The 23,917-nt window shown below is 47.3% G+C and carries 22 protein-coding genes and 1 pseudogene; 6 read left to right on the top strand and 17 right to left on the bottom strand.

Annotation, left to right across the window (positions count from 1 at the left end):
- Positions 1-316: 316 nt before the first annotated feature.
- Positions 317-3,265, top strand: a complete 2,949-nt coding sequence (locus MHN33_RS03130; protein WP_239395158.1) for an immune inhibitor A domain-containing protein — start codon at positions 317-319, stop codon at positions 3,263-3,265.
- A 34-nt stretch (positions 3,266-3,299) separates the two neighbouring features.
- Here MHN33_RS03130 and MHN33_RS03125 read toward each other — a convergent pair whose 3' ends face one another.
- The 6 genes from MHN33_RS03125 to MHN33_RS03100 form a co-directional block, all read right to left on the bottom strand.
- A complete protein-coding gene (locus MHN33_RS03125) occupies positions 3,300-4,307 on the bottom strand; it encodes an isocitrate dehydrogenase (RefSeq protein WP_239395146.1) in 1,008 nt (335 codons plus the stop codon).
- A gap of 200 nt (positions 4,308-4,507) precedes the next feature.
- Entirely contained in the window at positions 4,508-6,193 is a 1,686-nt protein-coding gene (locus MHN33_RS03120) for a hypothetical protein (RefSeq protein WP_239395144.1), read from the bottom strand.
- A complete protein-coding gene (locus tag MHN33_RS03115; protein ID WP_239395142.1) occupies positions 6,190-6,576 on the bottom strand; it encodes a DUF3192 domain-containing protein in 387 nt (128 codons plus the stop codon). The genes MHN33_RS03120 and MHN33_RS03115 overlap by 4 nt, the downstream gene beginning before the upstream one ends.
- A gap of 57 nt (positions 6,577-6,633) precedes the next feature.
- The gene (gene xni, locus MHN33_RS03110; RefSeq protein WP_239395140.1) at positions 6,634-7,413 is read right to left on the bottom strand and encodes a flap endonuclease Xni; all 780 of its coding nucleotides are present in this window, start codon (positions 7,411-7,413) and stop codon (positions 6,634-6,636) included.
- Positions 7,414-7,482: 69 nt separating this feature from the next.
- Positions 7,483-8,826, bottom strand: coding sequence for a nucleotide 5'-monophosphate nucleosidase PpnN (gene ppnN, locus MHN33_RS03105; protein WP_239395127.1), 1,344 nt, complete (start codon positions 8,824-8,826; stop codon positions 7,483-7,485).
- A gap of 14 nt (positions 8,827-8,840) precedes the next feature.
- Positions 8,841-10,373, bottom strand: coding sequence for a GGDEF domain-containing protein (locus MHN33_RS03100; RefSeq protein WP_239395105.1), 1,533 nt, complete (start codon positions 10,371-10,373; stop codon positions 8,841-8,843).
- A 182-nt stretch (positions 10,374-10,555) separates the two neighbouring features.
- Between MHN33_RS03100 and MHN33_RS03095 the strand changes: the two genes are divergently transcribed.
- Positions 10,556-12,343 (top strand): M61 family peptidase, encoded by a 1,788-nt coding sequence (locus MHN33_RS03095; RefSeq protein ID WP_239395090.1) that lies wholly within the window; start codon positions 10,556-10,558, stop codon positions 12,341-12,343.
- Positions 12,344-12,393: 50 nt separating this feature from the next.
- On the opposite strand, the gene MHN33_RS03090 is transcribed toward MHN33_RS03095, so the two are convergent.
- The 10 genes from MHN33_RS03090 to hisG form a co-directional block, all read right to left on the bottom strand.
- Positions 12,394-12,945 carry a YkvA family protein gene (locus MHN33_RS03090; RefSeq protein WP_239395088.1) on the bottom strand — a complete coding sequence of 184 codons (552 nt, stop codon included), beginning with the start codon at positions 12,943-12,945 and terminating at the stop codon, positions 12,394-12,396.
- 213 nt (positions 12,946-13,158) lie between these two features.
- Positions 13,159-13,647 carry a hypothetical protein gene (locus MHN33_RS03085; protein WP_239395075.1) on the bottom strand — a complete coding sequence of 163 codons (489 nt, stop codon included), beginning with the start codon at positions 13,645-13,647 and terminating at the stop codon, positions 13,159-13,161.
- A gap of 101 nt (positions 13,648-13,748) precedes the next feature.
- The gene (hisIE, locus tag MHN33_RS03080) at positions 13,749-14,360 is read right to left on the bottom strand and encodes a bifunctional phosphoribosyl-AMP cyclohydrolase/phosphoribosyl-ATP diphosphatase HisIE (RefSeq protein ID WP_239395073.1); all 612 of its coding nucleotides are present in this window, start codon (positions 14,358-14,360) and stop codon (positions 13,749-13,751) included.
- Positions 14,357-15,130 carry an imidazole glycerol phosphate synthase subunit HisF gene (gene hisF, locus MHN33_RS03075; RefSeq protein ID WP_239395072.1) on the bottom strand — a complete coding sequence of 258 codons (774 nt, stop codon included), beginning with the start codon at positions 15,128-15,130 and terminating at the stop codon, positions 14,357-14,359. The genes hisIE and hisF overlap by 4 nt, the downstream gene beginning before the upstream one ends.
- Positions 15,112-15,846: a 1-(5-phosphoribosyl)-5-[(5-phosphoribosylamino)methylideneamino]imidazole-4-carboxamide isomerase gene (hisA, locus tag MHN33_RS03070; protein WP_209054169.1), complete on the bottom strand. Its 735-nt coding sequence runs from the start codon at positions 15,844-15,846 to the stop codon at positions 15,112-15,114. Before hisA ends, hisF begins: the two co-directional genes overlap by 19 nt.
- A 10-nt stretch (positions 15,847-15,856) precedes the next feature.
- Positions 15,857-16,447, bottom strand: coding sequence for an imidazole glycerol phosphate synthase subunit HisH (gene hisH, locus MHN33_RS03065; protein ID WP_239395059.1), 591 nt, complete (start codon positions 16,445-16,447; stop codon positions 15,857-15,859).
- Positions 16,444-17,505 (bottom strand): bifunctional histidinol-phosphatase/imidazoleglycerol-phosphate dehydratase HisB, encoded by a 1,062-nt coding sequence (hisB, locus tag MHN33_RS03060; protein ID WP_239395045.1) that lies wholly within the window; start codon positions 17,503-17,505, stop codon positions 16,444-16,446. Before hisB ends, hisH begins: the two co-directional genes overlap by 4 nt.
- Positions 17,506-17,507: 2 nt before the next feature.
- Positions 17,508-18,566 (bottom strand): histidinol-phosphate transaminase, encoded by a 1,059-nt coding sequence (gene hisC, locus MHN33_RS03055; protein WP_239395043.1) that lies wholly within the window; start codon positions 18,564-18,566, stop codon positions 17,508-17,510.
- Positions 18,563-19,855 (bottom strand): histidinol dehydrogenase, encoded by a 1,293-nt coding sequence (gene hisD / locus MHN33_RS03050; protein ID WP_239395041.1) that lies wholly within the window; start codon positions 19,853-19,855, stop codon positions 18,563-18,565. The genes hisC and hisD overlap by 4 nt, the downstream gene beginning before the upstream one ends.
- Before the next feature lie 6 nt (positions 19,856-19,861).
- Entirely contained in the window at positions 19,862-20,761 is a 900-nt protein-coding gene (gene hisG, locus MHN33_RS03045; RefSeq protein ID WP_239395039.1) for an ATP phosphoribosyltransferase, read from the bottom strand.
- A 348-nt stretch (positions 20,762-21,109) separates the two neighbouring features.
- Here hisG and MHN33_RS03040 point away from each other — a divergent pair, with 348 nt between their 5' ends.
- Entirely contained in the window at positions 21,110-21,337 is a 228-nt protein-coding gene (locus MHN33_RS03040) for a hypothetical protein (RefSeq protein ID WP_209054163.1), read from the top strand.
- A gap of 48 nt (positions 21,338-21,385) precedes the next feature.
- Here the strand turns inward: MHN33_RS03040 and MHN33_RS03035 are convergent, their stop codons facing one another.
- Positions 21,386-22,060, bottom strand: a complete 675-nt coding sequence (locus MHN33_RS03035) for a 2OG-Fe(II) oxygenase (RefSeq protein WP_239395028.1) — start codon at positions 22,058-22,060, stop codon at positions 21,386-21,388.
- 210 nt (positions 22,061-22,270) lie between these two features.
- Here MHN33_RS03035 and MHN33_RS03030 point away from each other — a divergent pair, with 210 nt between their 5' ends.
- The 3 genes and pseudogenes from MHN33_RS03030 to MHN33_RS03020 all read left to right on the top strand — a co-directional run.
- A complete protein-coding gene (locus MHN33_RS03030; RefSeq protein ID WP_343224795.1) occupies positions 22,271-22,477 on the top strand; it encodes a DUF1289 domain-containing protein in 207 nt (68 codons plus the stop codon).
- Between the two features lie 236 nt (positions 22,478-22,713).
- A complete protein-coding gene (locus MHN33_RS03025) occupies positions 22,714-23,676 on the top strand; it encodes a Fic family protein (protein ID WP_239395026.1) in 963 nt (320 codons plus the stop codon).
- A gap of 10 nt (positions 23,677-23,686) precedes the next feature.
- Positions 23,687-23,917 (top strand): annotated as a pseudogene (locus MHN33_RS03020) (hypothetical protein); the annotation flags it as partial.

Below are 23,917 nucleotides of genomic sequence, written 5' to 3'. Positions count from 1 at the left end.
TACCACTAAGACCAGTACGAGTACCACAAGTGTGAAGGATAGTGTTTGCATGTTTAATATCTGCGTAAAAAGTTCAATCTGATGCTCTTTATTTAAAGGGTAATCCGGGGCAGTGTCAAGGCTCAAAAATGGCCAATCTGCATTAATATGCCTTTTTTGTGTTTCAAATATTGAAATGTAGTATTTCATGGCGTTTATTTTTTAGTGTGGTGAATAGTTAATGCATTTTTTGTGGTTTGAGAATGTTTAGATGTGTTTAGAAAAATACTTATCAACCTGCTACTATCGTCGGGACAATCAAATCGGGTAAATCAGCATGAAATTCAGCTTTTTAGTTTTTCTTTTTGCCGTTATTGCAAACCCAGTCGTGGCCTTGCAACTGGATCAACAGCAACTGCGTTTCTGGCTTGAAAAGCATGCCGGGCGGAGCTTTTCTGATTATGAGGCTAGACAGCGTATCTCAGCGTATTTATCCGGCACACACGAACCAGCCCTTAGGTCTCCATACACGGGGAAACCCGCCATGCAGCCGGTGTCATTCAGAGGCAATCAGGCTGCGTCAGCAAGGCCGATGCAAGGTGCAAAAATACTGGCAATTCTGATTGATTTTCCTGATCTGCCCTATGACGATAATCGTCTGAAACAGGGCGATTCGGATATGTATTACCTCCAGTACCCGAGCAGTCATTATCAGCAGCTGATTTTCTCGGAGCAAGGCTTTGACGCACCAGATGGCGAGATACTTAACAGCGCGAATCAGTATTATCTGCAGGCATCTGGTGGGAGCTTTGCCCTTTCGGGTGAGGTTTTCGGCTGGATCACCGCTGAACAGAACGCAAGTTATTATGGGCAGAGAATCGGCGCTCGGCGCGATAGCAAGGTAGCAGACTTGGTCAAAGAAGCGGTTGATCTGGCAGTGAAACGCTATGCTATAGACCTCAGTGACTATGACCTGACTGATCTAAATGATCGCGATGGCGATGGTGTTTTGAACGAGCCAGACGGCGTGGTTGACCATATTATGCTGTTTCATTCAAGTATTGGGGAAGAAGCGGGTGGTGGTGTTTTGGGGACTGATGCTATCTGGTCACACCGATTTGTGGTCGCGGAAGACGGCTACACACCTGTTGCCTTAGCTAACAGTGACATACGTATTCACAATTATACCATTAACCCTCTTGATGCGAGCATGGGGGTGGTCGCGCACGAGTTCGGCCATGAGCTGGGTTTGATAGACGAATATGATCTCAATAACGGTACAATTGGTGAACCTGTTGCAAACTGGTCGGTGATGTCCAGTGGTAATTGGCTGGGCTCGCTGCGTGGCTCTCAGCCGGTCTCTTTCTCACCCCGTAATCTTGTGAAGTTACAAAATCAGTTTGGTGGGAACTGGGTCAAGCAGGTTCAAATCGATCTCACGCAGTTACGTCAAGGTTATCAGGCCAGTCTCAGCCGTGCTGGTGAACACACCGGGCAAACCGATCAACTTAAAGTTATTTTGCCTAGCAGCCTGGAGTATGTGGGGGAGCCGATATCAGGGCAATACCAGTATTATTCCGGGCACGGGAACGGCAAACAGAATCAGGCGAGCATGACACTGACACTGCCAGAATCAGAAGCACTGATCCTGACTATGCGCGCCCGTTTTGATATTGAGCGCGGCTATGATTTTTTCCAGGTTAAAGTAAATCAGCAGCCGCTTGCCGGTAATGAAACCAAGCCACAACATCCGCTTTACCCTGCAGTAACACACTATGTTGATGGCCACAGCGGACAGGCCACTGGTGGCTCAAACGGTAGCCTGGTTACTGAACTCAGATATTCGCTCACAGCGTTCGCCGGCGAGACGATCACCCTGGAATTTCTCTACCAAACCGACAGTCTGGAATATGGATTTGGTATTTTACTGGATGATATCGCCATTTCGGATGGTGAAAACATCGTCGCTATAGCAGATGCCGAATTGGCAGAACAATTGTCTTTGAGCGGTTTCGACAGAATTAGCCGCTACCGTGAAGGGTTGGAGCAGGCCTACTATCTGCAACTCAGGTCGCACCATGGCATAGACGCAGGGCTGCAAGGCGCCAGCTATATGCCAGGCGTACTAGTTTGGTATGCCAATGAGAATATCGACGATAATTCAACATCATTACATCCGGGCGAAGGTAAAATATTGGTGGTGGATACTGATCAGGGCATCATACCCAGGACTACCAGTGAGACTCCTGCTGCTACCCGGATCCAGCTCAGAGACGCAGCGCTCAGGTTAGAGGATCAGAATCCCGGGCTTGGTGATACCCAGCTGCAGGCTGTTTATGAGTTTAGTGATGCACAGGATTACAGCCATCCTCAGCAGCCTGTCTCGGGTGTGGTTTTGCCGCAACATGGCGTGACCATTGAGTTACTCAAGATTACAGAGCAGTACAGGCAGGCGCAATTACAATTGACGGCCTCGCCCAAAGCAAAAATTCGTGCAGCTGTAGATGGGCTTACCGTGAGCTTCTCTGTTTCAGGACTAACCTTAAATACTTCTGATACCTTTGAGTGGCAATTTGGTGACGGCAATCGCAGTGAGTTACTGGCGCCTTCTCATCAATACAATAGTCGGGGGACTTACACGGTGACATTTACCCGCAAAAACTCCGCCGGTGAAACGCAATCGGTTGAACAGCAATTCACGCTGGCCGCGCCATTAAAGCTGCTAGATACCAGCATCAAGGGTGAAGACGGTAATATTATTGCCAGTGTACAGTATCAGGGTGGAGCTGCGCCTGTGACCGTACGCTGGAAGATGGGAGACGGGACTGAACTAGAAGGGGCAAAGGTCCAGCATCAGTATAATTTATCTGGCTTTTACCAGATAGTGGTGTCACTGGAGGATGCCAGTGGCAGCAAAGTAAGTGACACTTTTGAGAGAAGTGTAACTGTCCCTTTGAGCGGCGAGATCACAGCTTCACAAAGTGGTTTGACTGCCAATCTGAGCCTGTCGATGCGCGGTGGCTCGGGCAATTACGCGGTTAGCTGGGCGTTTGGGGATGGTCAGAGCGCAAATGGTGAATCCGTCAGTCATACCTATCAGGGCGCCGGGCCCTATCAGGTGACGGCAACGATGTCTGACTTGAATGACAATCAGCAGGTGACGGTGATCAAGGATATTTCAGTGTCTGAAACAGCGAGCTCAGGGCAGGAGGGATCTGCAGGCAGTTTGTTTGGGCTAAGTATATTGCTAATGATGTTAATCAGGATAAGAAAACGCCCTGCATAAGCAGGGCGTTGGTATTCAATCAGACTGATTGATCTTACAGGCGCTCGATAACTGCTTGTGTAAAGTCAGTCGTGCCGTGGTTACCGCCTAAGTCGCGTGTAGTGCGGTCACCTGATTTGATTACGTCAGCAACGGCGTTGCGGATCTTGTCTGCGGTCTCACCCATATCAAGGTATTCAAGCATCTGGATAGAAGCCAGGATCACAGACGTTGGGTTTGCCAGGTTTTTACCAGCGATGTCTGGTGCACTGCCGTGTACAGCTTCGAAGATCGCTGCGTTTTCACCGATGTTTGCACCTGGCGCCATGCCCAGGCCACCGACCAGACCTGCACACAGATCAGAAATAATGTCACCAAACAGGTTGGTTGTTACTACCACGTCAAATTCTTCAGGTGTCATAACCAGTTTCATACACGTTGCATCTACGATCATTTCCGCAGACTCGATGTCTGGAAAACGCTCGCCAACTTCGCGCGCTACTTTCAGGAAAAGGCCGGAAGTTGACTTCAGGATATTCGCTTTGTGTACCGCAGTTACTTTCTTACGGCCTTCACGCTGTGCCAGTTCGTATGCAAACGTGACGATCTTTTCTGCACCTTCACGTGTGATTTTAGACATAGCTTCTGCTTCGCTGCCATCTTCAGAGACAACCTGACCCAGACCTGAGTACATGCCCTGCGTGTTTTCACGTACAGTGATGATGTCGATATCGTCGTAACGCGCTTTCGTGCCTTCGAAAGATTTAACCGGACGCACGTTTGCGTACAGGCCAAAGTGCTTACGCAGTGTTACGTTAATAGACGTGAAACCTTCGCCAACGGGGGTTGTAAGTGGGCCTTTAAGCGTGATTTTGTTGCGTTCAATGGCTTCTAACGTCTCAGGAGGCAGTAGCTCACCGGTTTTTTCCAGTGCTGCCAGTCCTGCGTCAACGTACTCATAGTCGAATTCGCAGCCAGCTGCATTCAAAATTTCAATTGCTGAGTCGATGATGCTTGGACCGATGCCGTCGCCACGGATCACCGTGATAGTTTGCTTAGCCATTTATGTTTCCTTTATCAAAAGTAAATTCACATCTAAGAACAATTCTAATCAAGTGTAGTCGAGCTGTTCTGGTGATGTTGGATCGCTTGAAAATTTAAGCGCGTTTTATAGCAATTTATTCCTTCATATTCCAGTCAGGAATGAATAAAAGGCATAAATGCAGTGAATGCTCGGTATGTACAATATTTATTGTGTAAATATCACTCAATTAAATTATACAAACCAAGAGATTGCAGATGCGCCTGCAGCGCGTTAAGGTTCGCCCAGTCATGCAACCTGGCTTGTTCATCCAAAACCTGCCGTTGCCAGGCTGAGGTTTGGAAGTTGGCATCACAGATCTGCAGTGTCAGGACTTTTACTGCCGTAAAGGTCAGCGACAGGCCCTTTAATTTTGATTTACGGTTTAGTTCTGACTGTTCAAAAGCCTGGTGAGCGTCGCTATTGGCAAAATGGTTGTGGAAGTAGTGTTTAAACGCGTCCTCTTCAAAAGCGTTAAAGCCATACAAGTTTGCCAGAGAAACGGGGTATGGGTTATCTGCACATTCACTCGCGTACACAAACCGTTTTATGTCTACGCTGTGATGTTTAAGCATAAAAGCGATGGCTGCACTGACGGGTGAAAGGACATGCTCATAGTGGTGGCCATAGTTTTGCTGCACAAGTGCGGCAAGCACCTGAGAAAATAATTGGTATTTGTGCCAGATGTCTTTAGCGAAAGGGTGCTTCAGTTGCACAATGAGTTGCTCAACCAGTACGCGCTGACATAATAATGCGGCGGCATCCAGACCAACCATAGTCAGGCAGTGGCGCAAGTTCGCGCCTTTTTGGGCTTCTCGGTTATAAAGTCTTGCAGCTTGAGACAGGGCTGCTTCAATTTCCCCAAATGGTGCGATTGTTTTCTCTATAGCTCTGAAGCTACTAAAGTTCTCACCCCCCAGTTGTTCGACCACATGCAGTGCTTCGTTCATCTGATCTGACGCCGTGGCAAGTGGCTGCGGTGGGATACGTGACCATACACCGTATAACAATTGGGTGTCTGAGACCCGAAATGCTTGATAGTGTTGCGGAGATCGTCTTTGTGTTTTGATTAAACGGGTGATTTTACCCGACTGTATAATTGCGAGAATTGCATGCTTGTTTTCTTCACAGAGCAACAACGTCTGATGCTCAGGATGGTGTTGTACTGCACCAGCCGGGTAGGCATTAAGTTGTCGCGCCAGCAATTGTAAACTGGTTTGTAGAAAAGTATGGGTATTGTTCAGGTACAACTGTTTAATGGTCGCCGGAAGGGAGGCCCGGTGATGCTTTTTCATCAAAGCATTGGCGATGTGAGTCGCAATAGCGACCAACAGTGTCACATTGTCATAAAGAGGTTTGTTGCTTTTGCGGCAAATTGATAACTCATAGCCACTAAGCCGGGCGAGGATCCGGGTCACCTGTGGTGACTTTAGTTGACCTGCACTAAGCACCTTGACTGCCAATTGATGGCGTAGCCTGAGCTTTTGCGATTCGACTTTTGACAAGGCGCTGTCGGCTGCTATTTTGTCATATTCGCGACTGGCACAGAGTACGCTTGCAAAGCTTGCTATCAGAAGCTCATGGATCATTTGCTCGGTATAACCATGGGCATAACCTAGCATACAAAGTAATATTGATTGTTTTACAAGAACGTTGGTAGAGTGACGGTACGGCACAGAGATGAAGTGCAGGTGTGCGTGTAAGGCACTTGGGGCAAGTCGATATAGCCGGGTATACTGCTCAGCGAGCTGAGACAGCGTCACGTCAATTTTAGGCCAGCTGCGCTTATCATAATATAGCGATAACACTGACTCAGACTGAGTCAGGAGTTTATGCAGTTGTCTTGCAATATCCTCATTGACTGTCATTCAAAAGCCTTGTCGTAGGCAACAATTGCGCCAGCACCCCAAAGTGTTAGGTTGCCATTTTCAAACAGCAGGCCAGTGCACTCATCCTGAGTGGTTATTCCATCCGGTTTTACCAGTTGTGTTCTGTAAAACACGATTTGCACTACGCGCTCACCTTCAGATTTCACATAAGTCAGATCCGGGCTGCCGAGTATCTCCAATACTTCGTCAAGTTCGACCACCATATCTGGTTTTAGCTTACTGATATAACGTTTGTTAAAGGCTTCTCTGTCTTGCCAGATCATAGCCTGAGGGTCATCTTTATAAAAGTTAATGACCAGGTAAACTATGACCCCATACACGGCAAGGCCAAGAAAAACGTATTGTAAAACCTTTTTAATCATTGAAATACACCAAATACTCCCGAAGCTAGCGTAACGGAAGCGCTGCAACACAACAAGCTATTTGCGCTCAATCACCCTGAGTTGACTTAAATTAAAGCCAAGATTAATGTCAGTTTGTAATGAAACGAGTGTTTTGCTCAAAATAAAGTTATCTAGATCCTGTTCCAGTTTTCGTCGTGTCGTGGCTGCAAGTGCCGTATCATTGAGTGCATTCTCGACCTTTCCAAACTCTGAGATTAATTCTATGGCGGTTTTTTTCCCTATGCCTTTTACACCTGGAATGTCATTCGTTTTATCACCCATAAGTGCCCACAGCTCAGTCAGGGCGTGATGGGGCACCGAGAACTTCTCTTCGATTTCATTGTGACCGGTGTAAGACTGTGAAAAATAATTGTAAATGCCGATATTGTCTGAACATAGAGGTAAAAAACCTTTATCGGTTGATACAATCACTGAGTGCACCTGGTTATTGCTGGCTTTGCTTGCCAATGTGGCAATGATGTCATCAGCTTCATCCTGCTCTGGAAAAAATGCGGTGATGCCGCAGTCCTTAAATCCCTCAGCGATCAGTGGCAAGTTTTGCTTGAGTGGTTCCGGCATTGGTTTTCTGCTGTGCTTATAGTCAGCGTAATAATGATAGCGCCAGCTACGCTCACCGTCGAAAACGGCAATCGCATGGCTGGGTTCAATACGCCTGAGCAGTTTTTTGCAGGCATTATGGACTCGGGCTTTGCATGATTGCATGACTTGTTGTTCGCTAACGCCTTGCTGGTCAACGTCAATTGCATAGATCCGGCGGATCAGGTTTAGTGCATCAATAAGAAGTAATTTTGCCATGTATGTTTTTAGCAGTATGTCATAGAAGTTAGAACGAGACAGGGTAAGGGCGACACCTTACCCAACAGGTTAAGACTTGATTTTGTAGCAGGGAACGTAAGTACTACCGGGCAACTTCATTCTGCCTTGTGAGACGAAAGCGCGTAGTAGTTTGTCCATATCACTCATTAACGACGCATCGCCGCTCAATATGTACGGTCCTTGCTGTTTAATGGCTGTAATGCCTTGTTCTTTTACATTACCGGCCACAATCCCTGAAAAAGCTCTGCGCAAATTGGCCGCCAGGTCTTGTTTGGGCTGTGCCAGATGAAGGTCCAACTCCGCCATATTCTTGTGCGTTGGCTCAAACGGCTGTTGAAATTGGTCTTCAATTTCTAATGTCCAGTTGAAGTAATAGGCATCACCCTGAGCCTTGCGGTATTCACGCACCTTGTCCATACCCTGACTTAGTCTCTTAGCAACCAATTCGGGTTGGTCAACCAGCACCTCGAATTTACTCAGAGCCTCTTTTCCCAGCGTTTTCTCAACAAAGTCACTCAGTTCGTCGAAGTATGCTTTCGCCGAACCAGGACCTGTCAAAATCACCGGCAGCTGTTGTTTGGCATTGTCTGGATGCAACAGGATCCCCAACAAATATAGCAACTCTTCAGCAGTACCTGCACCGCCAGGAAAAATAATGATAGCATGAGCGGTTCTGACGAAAGCTTCGAGACGTTTTTCAATATCCGGCAAGATCACCAGTTCGTTGACAATTGGATTAGGAGGCTCTGCCGCAATAATACTGGGCTCGGTGAGGCCGAGGTATCGATTACTGGTTATTCGCTGTTTAGCATGTCCAATCGTTGCGCCTTTCATTGGGCCCTTCATTGCTCCAGGCCCGCATCCCGTACAAATATTTAAGCCTCGCAAGCCAAGTTGGTAGCCCACTTCTTTAGTATATTTATATTCTTCTTCATTGATTGAGTGACCGCCCCAACAGACTACCATATTTGGGTCTGTATTAACTTCAAGCGCCCCGGCGTTACGCAACATATCGAAGACCATGTGGGTAATTTGTCTGGGATCGGTGAGTTGTTCTTCATGCCGCTGGCAAATAAACAAGATATCTCGGATCACCGAAAAAATATGTTCGTGTATCCCGGCGATAATTTTACCATCGACAAACGCGGATTCCGGAGGGTTTGTTAGCTCTATTTTTATGCCGCGTTCCCGTGCCAGTAATTTGATATCAAAATCCTGGTACTTGTTGTATATCTCATAGCTTGAGTCGGTATGACTGCCTACATTAAGCACTGCTAACACACAATTTCTGAAGAGCCGGTATTTTTCTATGGTTGACGTCTGTTGCAGCAGGTCAACTTCCAGCTTAGAAAGTAAATTAAGTACGCCTGTTGGGTTTAACTGTACATGCATAGGCAATCTCCATGTTATTCACGCAAGCAAAGTTTATCTCTGCCGCTGTTTTTAGCCTCATACAGAGCTTCATCGGCACGGTCGAAGGCAGTCAGTTTAGAATCACCTTCTTTGAGCTGTGTTGCTCCTAACGAGATTGTGATCCGGACGTCTTTATCTTTAAAGCGAAATGGGATCGATTTAACCGTTGCGCGTATTTTTTCAAGTGGTGCATAAGCTGCCTCAATGGGCATACCAGGCATCAGAATCACGAATTCCTCACCGCCGTAGCGCGCAATGAAATCAGATTTACGGATGGATTTTTTCAGTGCTCTGGCGATAACCTGAAGCGTTTTATCTCCCGCGCTGTGGCCATATTTGTCGTTGATCGATTTAAAATGATCAACATCAACGACCACCAAAGTGACATCATTGCCCTGGATTTCGAATAAATGAAACTCCTGGCTGTAACGATCATCAAAGGCTGAGCGGTTGGGCAGCTTTGTCAGGCCGTCTAAGAGGCTTTTAAACCTTTGCTCATTTAGCCGCTTCTTATACGTATTTACTTTGTTTTCAAGCACATTAATACGGCTGTTGATGGTATCAAAGCTCTCTAGCAGGGCTTCTTTATCGCGCCGCTCAATGTTTTCTCGTTCTACCAGGTCTTTGCTGATTTGCGCTAGCTCGTCGTCTACTAACCCTTTTAGCTCAGCTATTGAAGATGCTTTTTGGGTGTTTTCTGTCAGTCGTTTTATTTTAGCTTCAATTCGCACATTTAATGCATTGAGCTCTTTGTTAATAGACTTTGAATGACTGGTTGTATCAACAATGGATTTGTGTAGCTCTTCGAGCGTCTGGTTTAACGATACCAAAAAGCCCTGGGCGGATTGTCTTTCCCGAGCGATAGACTTGGCGAAAATACGAATGACGGCGATGGCATTTGCCAGCAACGAATCTATGTTCGAATTGGTTGAAATACTATGCTTAATGGTCTTTACTTCGTCAGCGACATCATCCTCAAAAACCAGCTCGTTAGTCAGGCCCAGCAATTCCGTCGCCAGCTCTGGATCACTATGCTGTGCTTCGTTATCAATTTCGTATCTGGCGTCAAATACTTGCAGATAAAATTGCAGTAATTTGTCGAGTAAGGGCACGAATTCGGGTATAGCGTCAATATCACCGAGCTCATGATCCAATAAATGGCGTAGTTTACGACGGGTATCTTCAGGAACGCCACGCAGTTTTTGTAATTGCTTTCCGGCACTTTGTATGTGTGTCACCAAGTTGCGGTGATTGGCAGAATTGGTGCTATCAAGTTGCTTTAACTGAGCACTGGTATTGTCAATTAAAGGGGCAAGATGTTCAAAGTCCATGCCTTTTGCCAGTGCGCTGCGATACTTTGCCAGCAGGTTATCCAAAGAGACGTCTTGCCCCTTGCAGCCTAGCGTGAGTTTAGCAGCAAACTCTGACAGGGTGTCGACCTGCTGCTTTCGCGCTTCTTCCAGCGCCTTTCTCGCTTCAATCGCTTGTGATAGTTTTTTCTCTAATCGCGCAGTTTTATCAGTCACAGAAACCTAACATCTTTTGTTTTAACCTATTCATTAGCAAGTTTACATCAAATTACTGATAAATGTGGAAGATTTTAGGCTGTGTATCTACCTATTTTGACCGTTGACTCATCGTGTTTGGTGGCCAAGTGTCAGACTTTTTTGTTAGTTTAACCTCATATTTGCAATTTTACCGATCCATTATGAAAAAAATCTTTTCCCTGCTTATCGCATTGAATGTGTTGCCTGCATTTGCAGACGTCGCATATACCCTGAAAATTACCCAGCCAGAACACCATCTGGGTGAGGTAGAAGTCACCTTTCCTAAAAGTGCTCAGTCACATATGGATATTAAACTGGCCGACTGGCGAACAGGACGCTATGAAATGCTGGATCTGGCAAATGGGATACGCGCTTTTGATGCAACTGATGCTGAGGGGCGCGATTTGAAATGGCATAAAATAGATAAAAGTACCTGGCGTGTTCATCTCGACAACCCGACCCGGGTCACTGTTAATTATCAGGTCTATGCCAATGAGCTCGGACTCAGGGCAAGGCACATTGACGATAGTCACGCTTTCGTTGATGCCTCAGGTTTTTTTATGTTCAGCGAGTCTTTTCGCAATGATCCCGTAACCGTAGAAATGCAAGTACCCGGACAATGGCGCTCAGTTTCAGGGATGGATTTTGCAGGCAGTGAGCACCGTTTCACCGCCGCTAATTTTGACGTGCTGGTCGATTCACCCATCGAATCCGGGGTGAATCAACTTCATAAGTTCCGTGTCGATGGACGGGATTATGAACTGGTGATCTGGGGAGAAGGCAATTATGACGTAGACTTGATGATAAGTGACCTCAAAAAGCTGGTTAAGACTGGCAGCCTAATCTGGCAAGATTATCCTTATGACAGATACGTCTTTATGGTGCATGCGACCAGTGGTGCCAGAGGTGCCACTGAACACCTGAATTCTACTATTATTCAGCGTCACAGAGATGCATTTGCCAAACGAGATGACTACATCGGATTTATTTCGACTGCGGCACATGAGTTTATCCATACCTGGAATGTAAAAAATTATCGGCCTGCCGGGTTAGTTCCATATGACTATGTTAACCCTAACTACAGTGACTTACTTTGGCTGGCGGAAGGGTCGACTAGTTACTTAGAGGACTTTCTACTGTTAAGTGCCGGGATCATCTCCCACGAGGAATATTATACAGGCCTAAGCAAGCGCATTAACCGCCACCTGGAGACGCCAGGAAAGGATATTCAGAGTGTTGCACAAACAAGCTTTGATAAATGGATTAATCAGGGCGGCGACCATGGCAAAAACTTCAGTACTAATATTTATTCAGAAGGGGCATTAGTTTCTATGATGCTGGACATTAAGTTGCTGGACGACAGTGATGGCCAGGTCAGCTATCGTGATGTTCACACCATACTTGCACAACGACACCACCTGCCTGGCACTTTTAACAGCCAGGATGTTATTAATATCCTCAATGAAATCAGTGGTCAGGATTACGCCCAGTGGTGGTCACACAACATTGAGAAGCCGTTTATACTGGATGTTGATCCCCTGTTCGAAAAAGTAGGACTGACTTATCATTATCCATCAGGCAGCCAAGCAGTGGCCGGCTTTGACGGTCAGGCACAATCACATGGTGAGTTATTAGAGTTAAGTCATGTAGCGCGTAACGGCAACGCATGGCAGGCTGGATTAACAAGTGGCGATAAACTGGTGGCGTTTAACAAGCACCAGGTGCGAGACACGCTGAACAAAACGATGGCACTGTTTGAGCCTGGGCAAAAGGTCATCGTTGATTTTATTCGTCGGGATAAACTCATGTCCACAGAAATGACGCTGAGCGAAGTACAATCAAAACCAAAACAGGTGGCAGCAGTCTCGCAGCCGACGCCGCGTCAGCAGCAACTGTATCGAGCCTGGATGGGTGTGTCGCATCCTAATGCGGGACAAACAAGCCAATAAGCACCACACAAAAAAGGGAGCTTTAGCTCCCTTTTTTAAAAACGATTACATTACATAATTCGCGAAAAGAAGCGTGACTTCTTCGTGGTTGAGCGGTTGCGGCGCATAGAAGAGCGGATCTGAGAGCGTGTGCCAGCCAACCAGCTTTCACGATCCACTTTAGCAGCATCCCCCCGGCGGGCTTCCTCTGTCGCACGGAAGCCACAGAATTGACGATAAGCGCTTAAATCCAGAGACAGTTCCTGAAGCACCAACTCGATCATAATGGCGTCATCAATGTAACCCAGCACAGGGACATTATCTGGCACTATGTCTTCAGGCTCACTAAAATACGCCAGAGACAGCATGATTTCGCGCTTTTCATCTTCAGGCATTTGCCATTCTTCGTCCTGCACTGCATCAATCAGTGCAGCAAGTGACATCATACGCGTGCGCACGAACTCAGGTAAGCTCGACTTTTCCATATTGTTGACCAGCTCTTTGGCCTTGCTGATGATTTCGTCGTCGCTCAAGCCATGGCTCTTTTCGATGGTTGCATTCATCATGCTACGAAAGTGCGCCAGGTCGGCATCGGATAATTCAAAGTTGATTTCAATTGACACTGGGTTCTCCCTGAGGATTTTGGTTTTTATTGTGATGTCTGAAGTTAGGTGGTTATTGATAAGTTGTCAAACTCACCTTAACTACTAACAACACTATGCCACTTTAGGTACTAATATTTAAGGGCTGATCAAACATTTATTGAATAATGATATGTGATTGTCGCCAAATTAAACAAAAACCGGGCAGATGATGAACATCTGCCTTTTGTGATACTAATTGGAGATGTTTATTGCGATAACCCAGGGTGTTTGGCGGTCCAGACCGGTCCCCTGGCTGAGTGTAATTTTTGCTGCCGAGGCGTTACTGGTATAAAGCTGGGTTTGGTTTTTTATTTCACGACTTTGCCATGAAGCTCCCAGACAGGTGTTCAACTGCTGCGCTACAGTGTCAAATAGTACGGTAGCTTGTGCTTTGGTACTGAACAATTTTGTACATTCGTAGGCGACACGCCCGCTGTTGTACTGGTTGATCTGGCAACTGTTGGCTATCAAGTGGGCCTTTGGTTGCCATGCGCTCATCAGTGGTGAGCTGACTTCGCTGCCTTTAAGTTGGGCAAAGTCATCCTGAGTTCCGCGTGTCAGAGCAAGTACTTTGTCACAGTCACTCATTGTGTCGACGCGGTTTTGTACGTCGGCAGGCAATTGTTGGCATGCGGTGAGTGATATCAGCGCAATAGGGAGAATAAACTGGCGATGATTCATGGCTATGTCCTTCATCTTAATTGTGGAGCCAGTCGAGCCTGAAATGACTCAACTGGCCTGAGCATAGCATGAAGCAGGCTGAGTTCGCAGAAAACTCAGCGTTATTTATGACGTTCGCTCAGTGTTTCTACGACTTGCTCAAGGGATAAACCACTGCGTTGCAGTAATACAATCAGGTGGTAGAGTAGATCCGCAGATTCGTTGCGCAATTCGAGTTGATCTTGCTTCATGGCCGCCAGTGCCACCTCAACGCCTTCTTCACCCACTTTTTGGCAGCTGCGGCTGAGATCTTTGGCAAACAAAGAAGCAGTGTAACTTTGTTCTGGATCGGCGTCTTTACGCTCGCAAATGACGCGTTCCAGCTCAGACAAGAAGCTAATTGCCGGACGCGCGTCGGCAAAACAACTTTGCGTGCCGAGGTGACAGGTTGGTCCGACAGGGTTTGCAAGCAGCAGCAGGCTGTCGCTATCGCAATCGGTGTGGGCTGAAACCAGCTTTAACACATTGCCAGACTCTTCACCTTTGGTCCACAGCCGCTGTTTTGAGCGAGAGTAGAAGGTGACAAGGCCTTTTTCAAAGGTTGCGTTGAGTGCAGCCTGATCCACAAAGCCCTGCATCAGGATAACGCCGCTTTGTGCGTCCTGAACGATGGCGGGGATCAGCGCCATTTTATCAAAATCTAGAATTGTGAGGTTGTCCGGAGTGAGTTTCATAATCTGCAAGGTACCTTGTTAGCCGCTAAATATTGTTTAAGCGCATCAATTTCAATGAGCTGTTTGTGAAAGACACTGGCTGCCAGCGCGCCATCGACGTCGGCTTGCTGAAATACATCGACAAAGTCCTGCATAGTACCAGCACCGCCAGAGGCAATCAGTGGTACGTCACATTGTTTGCGAATGTTACTCAGTTGTTCAATGTCATAGCCCTTTCGCACACCATCCTGGTTCATGCAGTTGAGGACAATTTCTCCTGCTCCAAGTTCCTGAACACGCTGTACCCATTCACTGGTTTTATAGCGTGTCTGGCTCGCGCTGTTAGGGTCGCCGGTTAACTGGTACACCAGATATTCGCCGGTGTTGGCATCAAAAAAGCTGTCGATACCTACGACCACGCATTGTTTGCCAAATTCATCGTGCAGCTCTTTAATGAGTTCGGGCCGCGCGATTGCCGGGCTGTTAATGGAAATTTTATCCGCACCTTGCTCTAGCACCTTTGCGGCATCTGCCACCGACTTAATGCCACCTGCGACGCAAAAAGGAATATCAATATGGCGGGCTATGTCCCTGACCCAGTTAACATCCAGCAAGCGTTTCTCAACGCTGGCACTGATCTCATAGAACACCAGTTCGTCAGCTCCGGCCTGACTGTACAGCGCGGCAAGCTCAAGGATCTCGCCAACGATTTCGTGTTGTTTAAACTTAACGCCTTTAACAACCTGACCATTTTTGACATCGAGGCAGGGGATTATGCGCTTTGATAACATGCGATTGCCTCCTCAACAGTAAATGCGCCATCCAGTAACGACTTACCCAGAATAATTCCACTTACGCCCAGTTCAATCAACTGACGAATATCATCTAAACTGCTGACCCCACCCGAAGCCTGAACTCGCACGCCTGGACTGTGCGCGACGATTTCCTGATAGAGTGCAAAAGAGGGGCCTGTCATAGTGCCATCTTTACTGATGTCCGTACATAAAAAGTCATACACGCCCAGCGCCAGGTAAAAATCAATGAGTTCAAACAGGCTTAACTGAGACTCCTCGAGCCAGCCATGGGTGGCAACTGCCCAGCCCGATGCGCTGCGTTTTACATCCAGTGCGATGACAAAGCGCTCGGCACCAAATTCTTCAATCCATGCGGCGACTTCTTCTTTGCTATCTACGGCCATGGAACCAATCACAACTTGTTGTGCACCCGCTTTAAGCCATTGCTTCACGTCTTCATAACGACGGATCCCACCGCCGACCTGATAAGGGGCCGTCAGTTCAGCAGTGGCTTGCTGGATTTGTTGCCATTGCTTCTTTTGTGGGTCGCGCGCGCCTTCCAGGTCAACCAGGTGTAATTTAGCGGCACCCGCATCCTGATAGGCTTTTAAGCGACTTGCCAGTTCGAAGGGGTAGAACTGTGCGGTGTCATACTTGCCCTGATACAGGCGTACAATCTGGTTTTGTAATACATCTAATGCAGGAATGATCATTATCTTGTCCTTATAATTGCCAGTTCAGGAAGTTATTCAGTAAGGCTGCACCTACTTTGGCGCTTTTCTCCGGGTGAAACTGCATACCGGCATAATTGTCTTTGGCAACCACGGCAGAAAAACGTGTGCCATATTCACTTTCGACCACTGTACTTGCATTGCTGGCGTGGGCAAAACTATGGACAAAATACACCTGATCGTCTGGGTTAAGCCCTTGTGTCAGCGGGTGTGCCTTGCACACAGACAAGGTATTCCAGCCCATGTGCGGACTGGTTAACTGACCGGTTTCAAGATAGCTGACTTTGCCGGGAATTTGGCCCAGACACTGAACGTTCCCTTCTTCGGTTTCGTCGCACAGCAGCTGCATGCCAAGACAAATGCCCATGAGCGGATTCTGATACTCAGCGATGGCGGTGTCCCAACCCTGGTCGCGAAGGCGTTTCATTGCCACAGAGGCGTGTCCGACGCCGGGTAACACCGCTCTGTCAAATTGCTTTAGCTTTGCCGGGTCGCGGATCACTTCCGGATTCACACCCAGACGTTCAAAGGCAAAGCGTACCGAGTTGATATTGGCACAGCCCGTGTTAATGATGGCAATCATAAGCACCCCTTAGAGCTTGCAGTTTGCTGGCTGGTATCTTTGGCGATGGCCGTACGCAGCGCTCGCGCAAAGACTTTAAACAAACCTTCGACCTGGTGGTGGCAGTTGCCTTCGCTGACTGACAGGATCAGACTGATGTTGGCATTATCTGCCAGCGACTTAAAGAAGTGCTCAACCATTTGCACATCCAGGTCACCCACTTTTTCACGACTAAAGTCGGCGTTTAGCACAAATGATGCCCGGCCAGATAAGTCCAGCTGACACTCAGCTTTGCATTCATCCATTGGCAGCGCAAAGCCATAACGGGCGATCTGCGACTTAGTACCGAGCGCCTGTTTAAGTGCCTGCCCAAGGGCAATGCCAATGTCTTCTACCAGGTGGTGCTCATCAATGTGCAGGTCGCCACTGGCTTCTATCGTCAGGCCGATGTTCGCGTGAGTGCGAATTTGATCCAGCATGTGGTCAAAAAAGCCCAGGCCTGTGCTGATAGACCCGACACTGTTTTGGTCCAGGTTAAGTGCCAGATTGATTTGCGTTTCTTTGGTATTACGTTGTACTGATGCCTGACGGTTTTGGGTCGTCAAGCGGGTGACAATTTCTGGCCAGTTATCGTCATAAAGAATCCCTTCAATACACAGGTTATTAGCCAGCTCGATATCGGTTTGTCTGTCACCAATCACATAGGAGTTCGCAAGATCAACTTTACCCGAGCGCATCAGGTTGGTTAGCAAACCCGTTTTAGGTTTTCGGCACTGACAGTTGTCTTCGTCAAAGTGTGGACAAATCAACACGTCTTCAAATCGGATCCCCTGACTGGTAAAAATCGCCATCATTTGATTGTGGGGCAGGGCGAAGTCTTCCTCTGGAAAGCTGTCGGTGCCCAGTCCGTCCTGATTTGAGACCATGATCAGCTTGTAGCCGGCGGCCTGTAGCGATAGTAAAGCCGGGATCACGTTGGGCAGCAAGGCCAGTTTTTCCAGACTGTCTACCTGTTTGTCCGAAATGGGTTCTTCAATTAACGTGCCATCCCGGTCGATGAATAAATAAGGTGTGCTCATTGTTATTGTTCTGCCTGTGGTTGTGTCAGCCAGCGTCTGACTTGTTCTAATTCCTGCTCGCTACCAATTGAAATGCGTAACCAATTATCCTCACCGAAGAGGGTAAAGGGACGCATGATAAGACCTGATTGCATCGCCTGTTTAATATCGTTTACCTGCCGTACCTGGACTGTAATAAAGTTGCCTTCGCCAATCATGACGTTGGCAATTTTTTCGGACCCTCCAAGTACCTCAGTGAGCTTTTCCTTTGCTTTATTGAGAATACTGACCTGACGGCGCATCTGGGTAATGGCATCCGGGGTCAACGCTTCCTGTGCAATTTGCGCTACCACCGCAGACACCGGATAAGGGGCGATAACCTTGCGTACTGGTGCAAGTACGTTGGGTGAAGCCAGGGTAAACCCGGTTCTGAGCCCGGCCAGGGCAAATGCCTTTGACAGGGTGCGCAGTACCACCAGGTTTTCGAAATCCGATAACAGGTTCGCTGCGGTGAGTTGTTCACAAAACTCAATATAAGCTTCATCGACGATGACCAGTGCCTTGTCTTTGAGTGCCGCTGCAATCGCAGCAATTTTATCTGTACTTACCGTCGCGCCGGTCGGGTTATTGGGGTTACAGATAAATACCAGCTTGGCGTTGCCAACAGCGCCTGCAATTTCTGCTGCGCTGCCTTGTTGCAACAGGCTCTGCTCAAGTGCTGTGATCCCGACATTGTGGGTATCTGCCGTTACTTTATACATGCCGTACGTGGGCAGGAATAAAGCGATTTTGTCTTGTCCGGGTGTACAATAAGTACGTACCAACAGCTCGATGCCTTCATCAGCGCCACGCGTCATCAACACCTGTTCCGGGTTAAGGCCCGCATAACTGGCGTAAGCGTTTATTACCGCTTCGGGTTGTGGATCCGGATAGCGGTTGAGTGCTTCAAAGTTGAGGCTCACACGCCGTGAATAAGGGCTTTCGTTGGCATTAAGCCAGGTTGTGCCGGTGAGCTTTTCGCTCTTCGCCGAGCTGTATGCGCTCAATGACGCAATATTCTCTGGTAATTCAATTTGACTCATGCGTTGTTCTCCAGCCTGATCTTGACAGCATTGGCGTGGGCATTCAGGCCTTCCGCCTCAGCCAGGGGGAAAATGGCCTTGCTTAGCAACTGTAAACCCCCTTTACTGATTGTCTGTTGCGTATAGGTACGATAAAAATCGAGCAGGTTGAGGCTCGAATAGCAGCGACTGTAACCATATGTTGGCAATACATGGTTGGTACCTGACGCGTAATCACCTGCGGATTCAGGCGTGTAGTCACCAACAAATACCGAGCCGGCATTTTTCACTAAAGGCAGATAGGGCTCTGGTTCACCGAGCTGTAAGATCAGGTGCTCAGGTCCGTACTCTGCGCTAACCGCAAATGCTTGTTCCATATCTTCGACCAGAATAAGCGTGCTATTTTCAAGCGCCTGTTTGGCGATGTCTGCGCGGCTTAGTTGCAACAACTGACGATCCAGTTCGCCCTGGACCTCTTTAATAAGCTGTTTGCTGTTACTGAGCAGCAGTACCTGAGAGTCGGGGCCGTGTTCGGCTTGCGAGAGCAGATCAGCAGCAACGTAAGCCGGGTTAGCGCGTTCATCGGCAATGACCAATACTTCTGAAGGTCCTGCGGGCATATCAATGGCAAATCCTGGAAGCGATTGCGACAGTAGCTGTTTGGCCATAGTCACAAAGGCATTTCCCGGTCCAAACACTTTGTCTACTTTAGGTACGCTTTGGGTACCCAGTGCCATCGCTGCAATTGCACCGGCGCCGCCGCTTTCAACGATTGTGGTGATACCGCATTTTTTGGCCGCATATAAAATTGCAGGATCAATGCTTTGTTCACCGTTAACTGGCGTGCACAATACAATTGTTTGTGCCCCTGCCAGTTGGGCACAGACTCCTTGCATAAGTACAGAAGACGGCAGTGGTGCACTGCCTCCCGGGACATACAGACCAACCGCTTCAATAGCTTGATACTTAAGCTCGCATATCACACCAGGTTGTGTTTCAAGACGTTTTTCTACGGGCACTTGTAGTGCGTGAAAAGTGCGAATATTACTGTAAGCCTGGTCGATGGCCTGTTTAAGTTCTGCTGAAATAACGCCTTCACTGGCCTGAATTTCTTCAGCGGATACCAATAACCGAGGCTGAGCACGTTTATCGAACTTACGGGCATATTCCAGCAATGCTTCATCACCGTTTAGCTCGACTTCTGCAATGATTGTTGCAACAACTTTTTCCAGCTCATCACTGATAGTCACGGCCGGGCGTTCAAGTGCAGCCTTTTGCTGAGCCCGGTCCGCCTCATTCCAGATAAACATGCGTGGTTACTCCATCATTTTTTCGATTGGCATAACTAGAATAGAGTTTGCGCCGAGCGCTTTGAGCTCTTCCATGGTTTCCCAGAACAGGGTTTCGCTGCTGACCATGTGCAGAGCAACATATTCTTCGCTTCCGGCCAGAGCAAGCAGGGTTGGTTGACCTGTCCCCGGCAACAACGCACAGATCTCATCAAGTTTCGCTTTTGGCGCGTGCAACATAATGTATTTGCTTTCTTTTGCCTGTTTTACACCGCGCAAACGGGGCATCAGTTTGTTGATAAGTGAGAGCTTATCGTCGTCACTGAGGTTAGCGTTTTGGATAAGGCAGGCGTTCGATTCTAAAATGGTGTCGCCCTGCATCAGGCCGTTTGCTTCGAGCGTTGCGCCGGTTGATACCAAATCGCAGATTGCATCGGCAAGGCCAGCACGAGGTGCAACTTCTACCGAGCCCGTTAGCATAACGACACTGGCATCAATCTGCTCTTGTTCGAGGTACTGCTTCAAAATTTCTGGGTATGTGGTTGCGATGCGTTTGCCGTTGAACCAGCTTTTATCCTGCATACCCAGTTCCTGCGGCCAGGCCAGTGCCAGACGGCAATAGCCAAAGTCGAGTTTTGCGAGCTTGCTGACTTCGCTGGGCTGCCCGTTGCGCTGGCGTTCAGCCTGCGTTTCAACCAGCACGTTTTCACCTACAATGCCCAGGTCGCACACACCATCCATGACCAAACCCGGAATATCGTCATCACGGACTCTCAGGACATCGATTGGCATATTGGTAGAGTGGGCGATCAGGCGCTGTTCGCGCAGATTTAATTTAATTCCAAGCTGTTTGAGCAGTGACTGACAATCCTTAGAAAGGCGGCCAGATTTTTGAATTGCAATTCGTAAACGGTTGTTGGTGTTCATAATTTATTTCCTAAGTTTAAAAACTAAAAGCCCCGAGGGAACCTCAGGGCGAAAATAAATTATGTTGAGTGCTAGTTCGCCGGAGGTTCCTTGAAGGAATAACCCACCAGCGAAATACCTGACAGGTTATCCCGGTGTATGATGGTGATGATGGATAGCTGTCAGTGTAATAAGCATGTCAGATTCTCTTGTTGTTTATCTTAAATGTGACGCGCATCAGGCGCTCAAAATGTATCTATAGATAAACACAGGAGAGGAATTGCGTGCAAGTACTTTTTTGCATAAATTAAAGAATAAATTATAACTGTCGATAATAAAGGCATGAAATACCACGAAATGAGGTGGATTATGGATGCATTTAAGCCGTTCCTGGCGCCGATAGTTCGGTTGCAAGTGAGTCATGATGGCCCGTTTAAAGTTGCGGGAGTGCTCGACAATCGAACAGAAAGGATTAAGCGTAAAAAGCACTTACTGGAGATGGCGCAGCAAAAGCATAAAGAGGAAGATGCCCGCAAAAAAGACGAAGATGACAGTGAGATCGACGACGAAGAGCAACACTTAGATACCTGGGCCTAAAATTCTCTCAGGCCCGGGTATGGTGACTTATTTGCGCTTGCCACGTTTTTATCTTGGGGGATCTATCTTACCCGCAATGGAGGTATTTACCCTGAACCAGCCTGCGATAGAATATCTGTCTCGTTTAGCCGGGAGTACTTCATGAGGAAACTCTTCACTTAAAAACAGGGCAAGCGTGCCGTGTAAAGGGACTACTTTTATCCCGTCAAGGTCATGGTCATCCCGGTAGAGCACCATTTCCCCCCCATCATTATGTGCCCACCCAGGATTCAGATAGGTAACCAGTGACAGGATGCGGTTGGTTTCACCTCTGAACGCGTCGTAATGGCGCTTGTAGTAACTGCCGCTGGCGTAATGAGCAAAATGACTTTCGAATGAGAACAATCCCATAAACAAGCGACGGTTCAAAAATTGCTGTAACCGCCTGGTCCAGTCAAGCCAGCGCTGTCCGGGCTCTGACTCGCCGTTTATCCAGCAAATTTCGTCTGTACGCACAAAATCGTTATGTAAGAAATCATCGCCACGGCCAATGCCGGCATGTTCATACTTTTGCGTACTTAAACTGTGCTGATAGGCCAGTAAATCGTCTGCCAGGTCGCACGGGAGTGCGCCCGGGCGAATGCTATAACCCTGGCTCAGTAAATCATCAGCAATGAGTGAAAACAGTGTGTCATCTGTTGTTGAGTCGTCGTGCCTTGCACGAAAATGAACTAAAGCGGCCAACCTGATTTCCTATATTTAGTCGTATCAAAATCAAAAAGTGTGTCATTAAAGCAAAAGAGAAGAAGTAATCTTAACCTCGTGGCTCTGGGCTTTATGGCTTGCTGCCTGCTTTGCAGGACGCATCATAGTCATTTTTTGTCCGCTGGCAAGCAAAAATATCTCAGCCTGTGTTTAAAGGGTATAATGCTTTAAAAGTGATTGCGGAGTTGAATGATGAGTGTAAACAAAGAGGCGAAATCTGCCCAAAATAACGCAGTGCAGGTCGCATCACCCTGTATTCGACATTGTTGTCTTGATGAGAACGATATCTGTGTTGGATGCTATCGTACTTTAAAAGAAATTATGAACTGGCAGTCATGTGATAACGAGCAAAAAAGGGCGGTACTACGAGCTTGTCATCAGAGGAAAACGCGCTGATGTGATGAAGATCGCATATTATTTCAAGTTGGCAGGTATATGCATGTTTAAAAAGCTAGGTGTTTTTTACGGTAATGTTAAGAGTTGACGGTGCGCTGGCTGTTTAATATCCACTTTGGTTAAGTTTACCTTGTTATCCTTTATATCTATGCATTAATTTGGTTAAGCTATTTATAAAATAGGAACAAGCATGATATAATAAGATATTATATTTTACATATTTTATTTTTTACCAGATGGACTTCATAAAAAATGATGTTTTGGCTCGCTTATTCGTGCGTTATTTAGCCGGTGGTTCGAGTCTGAGGCAGACAAGAGGTGTCACGAGAGCGCAGATTGCGCTTTTTGAATCACAAGCAGGTTTTCGCAATCAGGCCGTACTTCAGCAAGCTCATTTTAACCAGGTTTTTAATAAAGCAATAAGTGTCTTTATTGAGCACGGGGTGAGTGTAAACTCTCTATGTCGCGCCAATGCTATTTTATTAAACAGTCAGCCTGACGATACAATAAGAAAGGTTGAGTGCAAGGTTTCAGCCCCAAACGGTGAACGCTTATACATTCCACCGCCACCGGAGCGTATACACGCTTTAATGAATGAATATGTAAGTGATGTAAAATGTCAAGAGTCAAGCTTATTCAACACAATAATTAACTATTCAAGACTGGTTAATATTCATCCATTCTACGATGCCAATGGCCGTACAGCGCGGGCCATGGCTTTTGCTCAGTTACACCAAGAGCCACGCCTTCTTCTAAGCTTTTTATATCGCCTCTCGGCCGATAAAAACAACTACTTTAACGCGTTACATCAGTATGGCGTAACCTCGAAGGAGTATGTTGATTGTGATTATTGGACACATGCAATGACTTGGGCTGAAGCTACGGGGTCGCAATGCTTGAGTCTAATAGAGTCAACGAATAAAAAACTGACCGCACCATTTATTCTGATGCCTCAGGCACATGTACACCTTTTGGTCATCAGGTTTCTCTGGTCTCAGCCAATCGTTTTCCTGCCAAGCCTGGCCAAAAAATTGAAGATCAGAGTGGGTTATTTGCAAAGTGTTATTAAATCACTATGTGATAATAAGATATTGGTACCACGGGCCATGCGTTATCCAGAGGGGACAATCGTCTTCGAGTGCCCACAAATACTCGCCACTTTTGAGCAAATTGATTCTCTACTAAAAAATAATCTTTGAAGGAGTATAAATGAAGATTAGTGTCAAAAAGTCAGCGCTATATATGGCGTTGTTCACGACAAACTTAACACTCACCACGCACACCTATATAGATGATGAGACATCGGAAGATGTTCAAACGCTAGAATGGGGTTGGGGCCTAAACTCAGTTGCGGCATATGAAACTGATGACTGTACTGATTGCACAGATGGAAACGGCGGCGGCGGTGGCGGTGGCGGCGGCGGTGGCGGCGGTGGCGGC

The organism is Pseudoalteromonas sp. OOF1S-7, from assembly GCF_022347765.1.
Classification (GTDB): Bacteria; Pseudomonadota; Gammaproteobacteria; order Enterobacterales; family Alteromonadaceae; genus Pseudoalteromonas.
Note: the sequence above shows the minus strand (reverse complement) of the source record. Positions and strands in the feature narration are given on the sequence as shown.

Bases quoted from the DNA above. Each gene is read 5' to 3' on its own strand.
- MHN33_RS03130 (WP_239395158.1), top strand. From the start codon at position 317: ATGAAATTCAGCTTTTTAGTTTTTCTTTTTGCCGTTATTGCAAACCCA.
- MHN33_RS03125 (WP_239395146.1), bottom strand. From the start codon at position 4,307: ATGGCTAAGCAAACTATCACGGTGATCCGTGGCGACGGCATCGGTCCA.
- MHN33_RS03120 (WP_239395144.1), bottom strand. From the start codon at position 6,193: ATGACAGTCAATGAGGATATTGCAAGACAACTGCATAAACTCCTGACT.
- MHN33_RS03115 (WP_239395142.1), bottom strand. From the start codon at position 6,576: ATGATTAAAAAGGTTTTACAATACGTTTTTCTTGGCCTTGCCGTGTAT.
- xni (WP_239395140.1), bottom strand. From the start codon at position 7,413: ATGGCAAAATTACTTCTTATTGATGCACTAAACCTGATCCGCCGGATC.
- ppnN (WP_239395127.1), bottom strand. From the start codon at position 8,826: ATGCATGTACAGTTAAACCCAACAGGCGTACTTAATTTACTTTCTAAG.
- MHN33_RS03095 (WP_239395090.1), top strand. From the start codon at position 10,556: ATGAAAAAAATCTTTTCCCTGCTTATCGCATTGAATGTGTTGCCTGCA.
- MHN33_RS03085 (WP_239395075.1), bottom strand. From the start codon at position 13,647: ATGAATCATCGCCAGTTTATTCTCCCTATTGCGCTGATATCACTCACC.
- hisIE (WP_239395073.1), bottom strand. From the start codon at position 14,360: ATGAAACTCACTCCGGACAACCTCACAATTCTAGATTTTGATAAAATG.
- hisF (WP_239395072.1), bottom strand. From the start codon at position 15,130: ATGTTATCAAAGCGCATAATCCCCTGCCTCGATGTCAAAAATGGTCAG.
- hisA (WP_209054169.1), bottom strand. From the start codon at position 15,846: ATGATCATTCCTGCATTAGATGTATTACAAAACCAGATTGTACGCCTG.
- hisH (WP_239395059.1), bottom strand. From the start codon at position 16,447: ATGATTGCCATCATTAACACGGGCTGTGCCAATATCAACTCGGTACGC.
- hisB (WP_239395045.1), bottom strand. From the start codon at position 17,505: ATGAGCACACCTTATTTATTCATCGACCGGGATGGCACGTTAATTGAA.
- hisC (WP_239395043.1), bottom strand. From the start codon at position 18,566: ATGAGTCAAATTGAATTACCAGAGAATATTGCGTCATTGAGCGCATAC.
- hisD (WP_239395041.1), bottom strand. From the start codon at position 19,855: ATGTTTATCTGGAATGAGGCGGACCGGGCTCAGCAAAAGGCTGCACTT.
- hisG (WP_239395039.1), bottom strand. From the start codon at position 20,761: ATGAACACCAACAACCGTTTACGAATTGCAATTCAAAAATCTGGCCGC.
- MHN33_RS03040 (WP_209054163.1), top strand. From the start codon at position 21,110: ATGGATGCATTTAAGCCGTTCCTGGCGCCGATAGTTCGGTTGCAAGTG.
- MHN33_RS03030 (WP_343224795.1), top strand. From the start codon at position 22,271: ATGATGAGTGTAAACAAAGAGGCGAAATCTGCCCAAAATAACGCAGTG.
- MHN33_RS03025 (WP_239395026.1), top strand. From the start codon at position 22,714: ATGGACTTCATAAAAAATGATGTTTTGGCTCGCTTATTCGTGCGTTAT.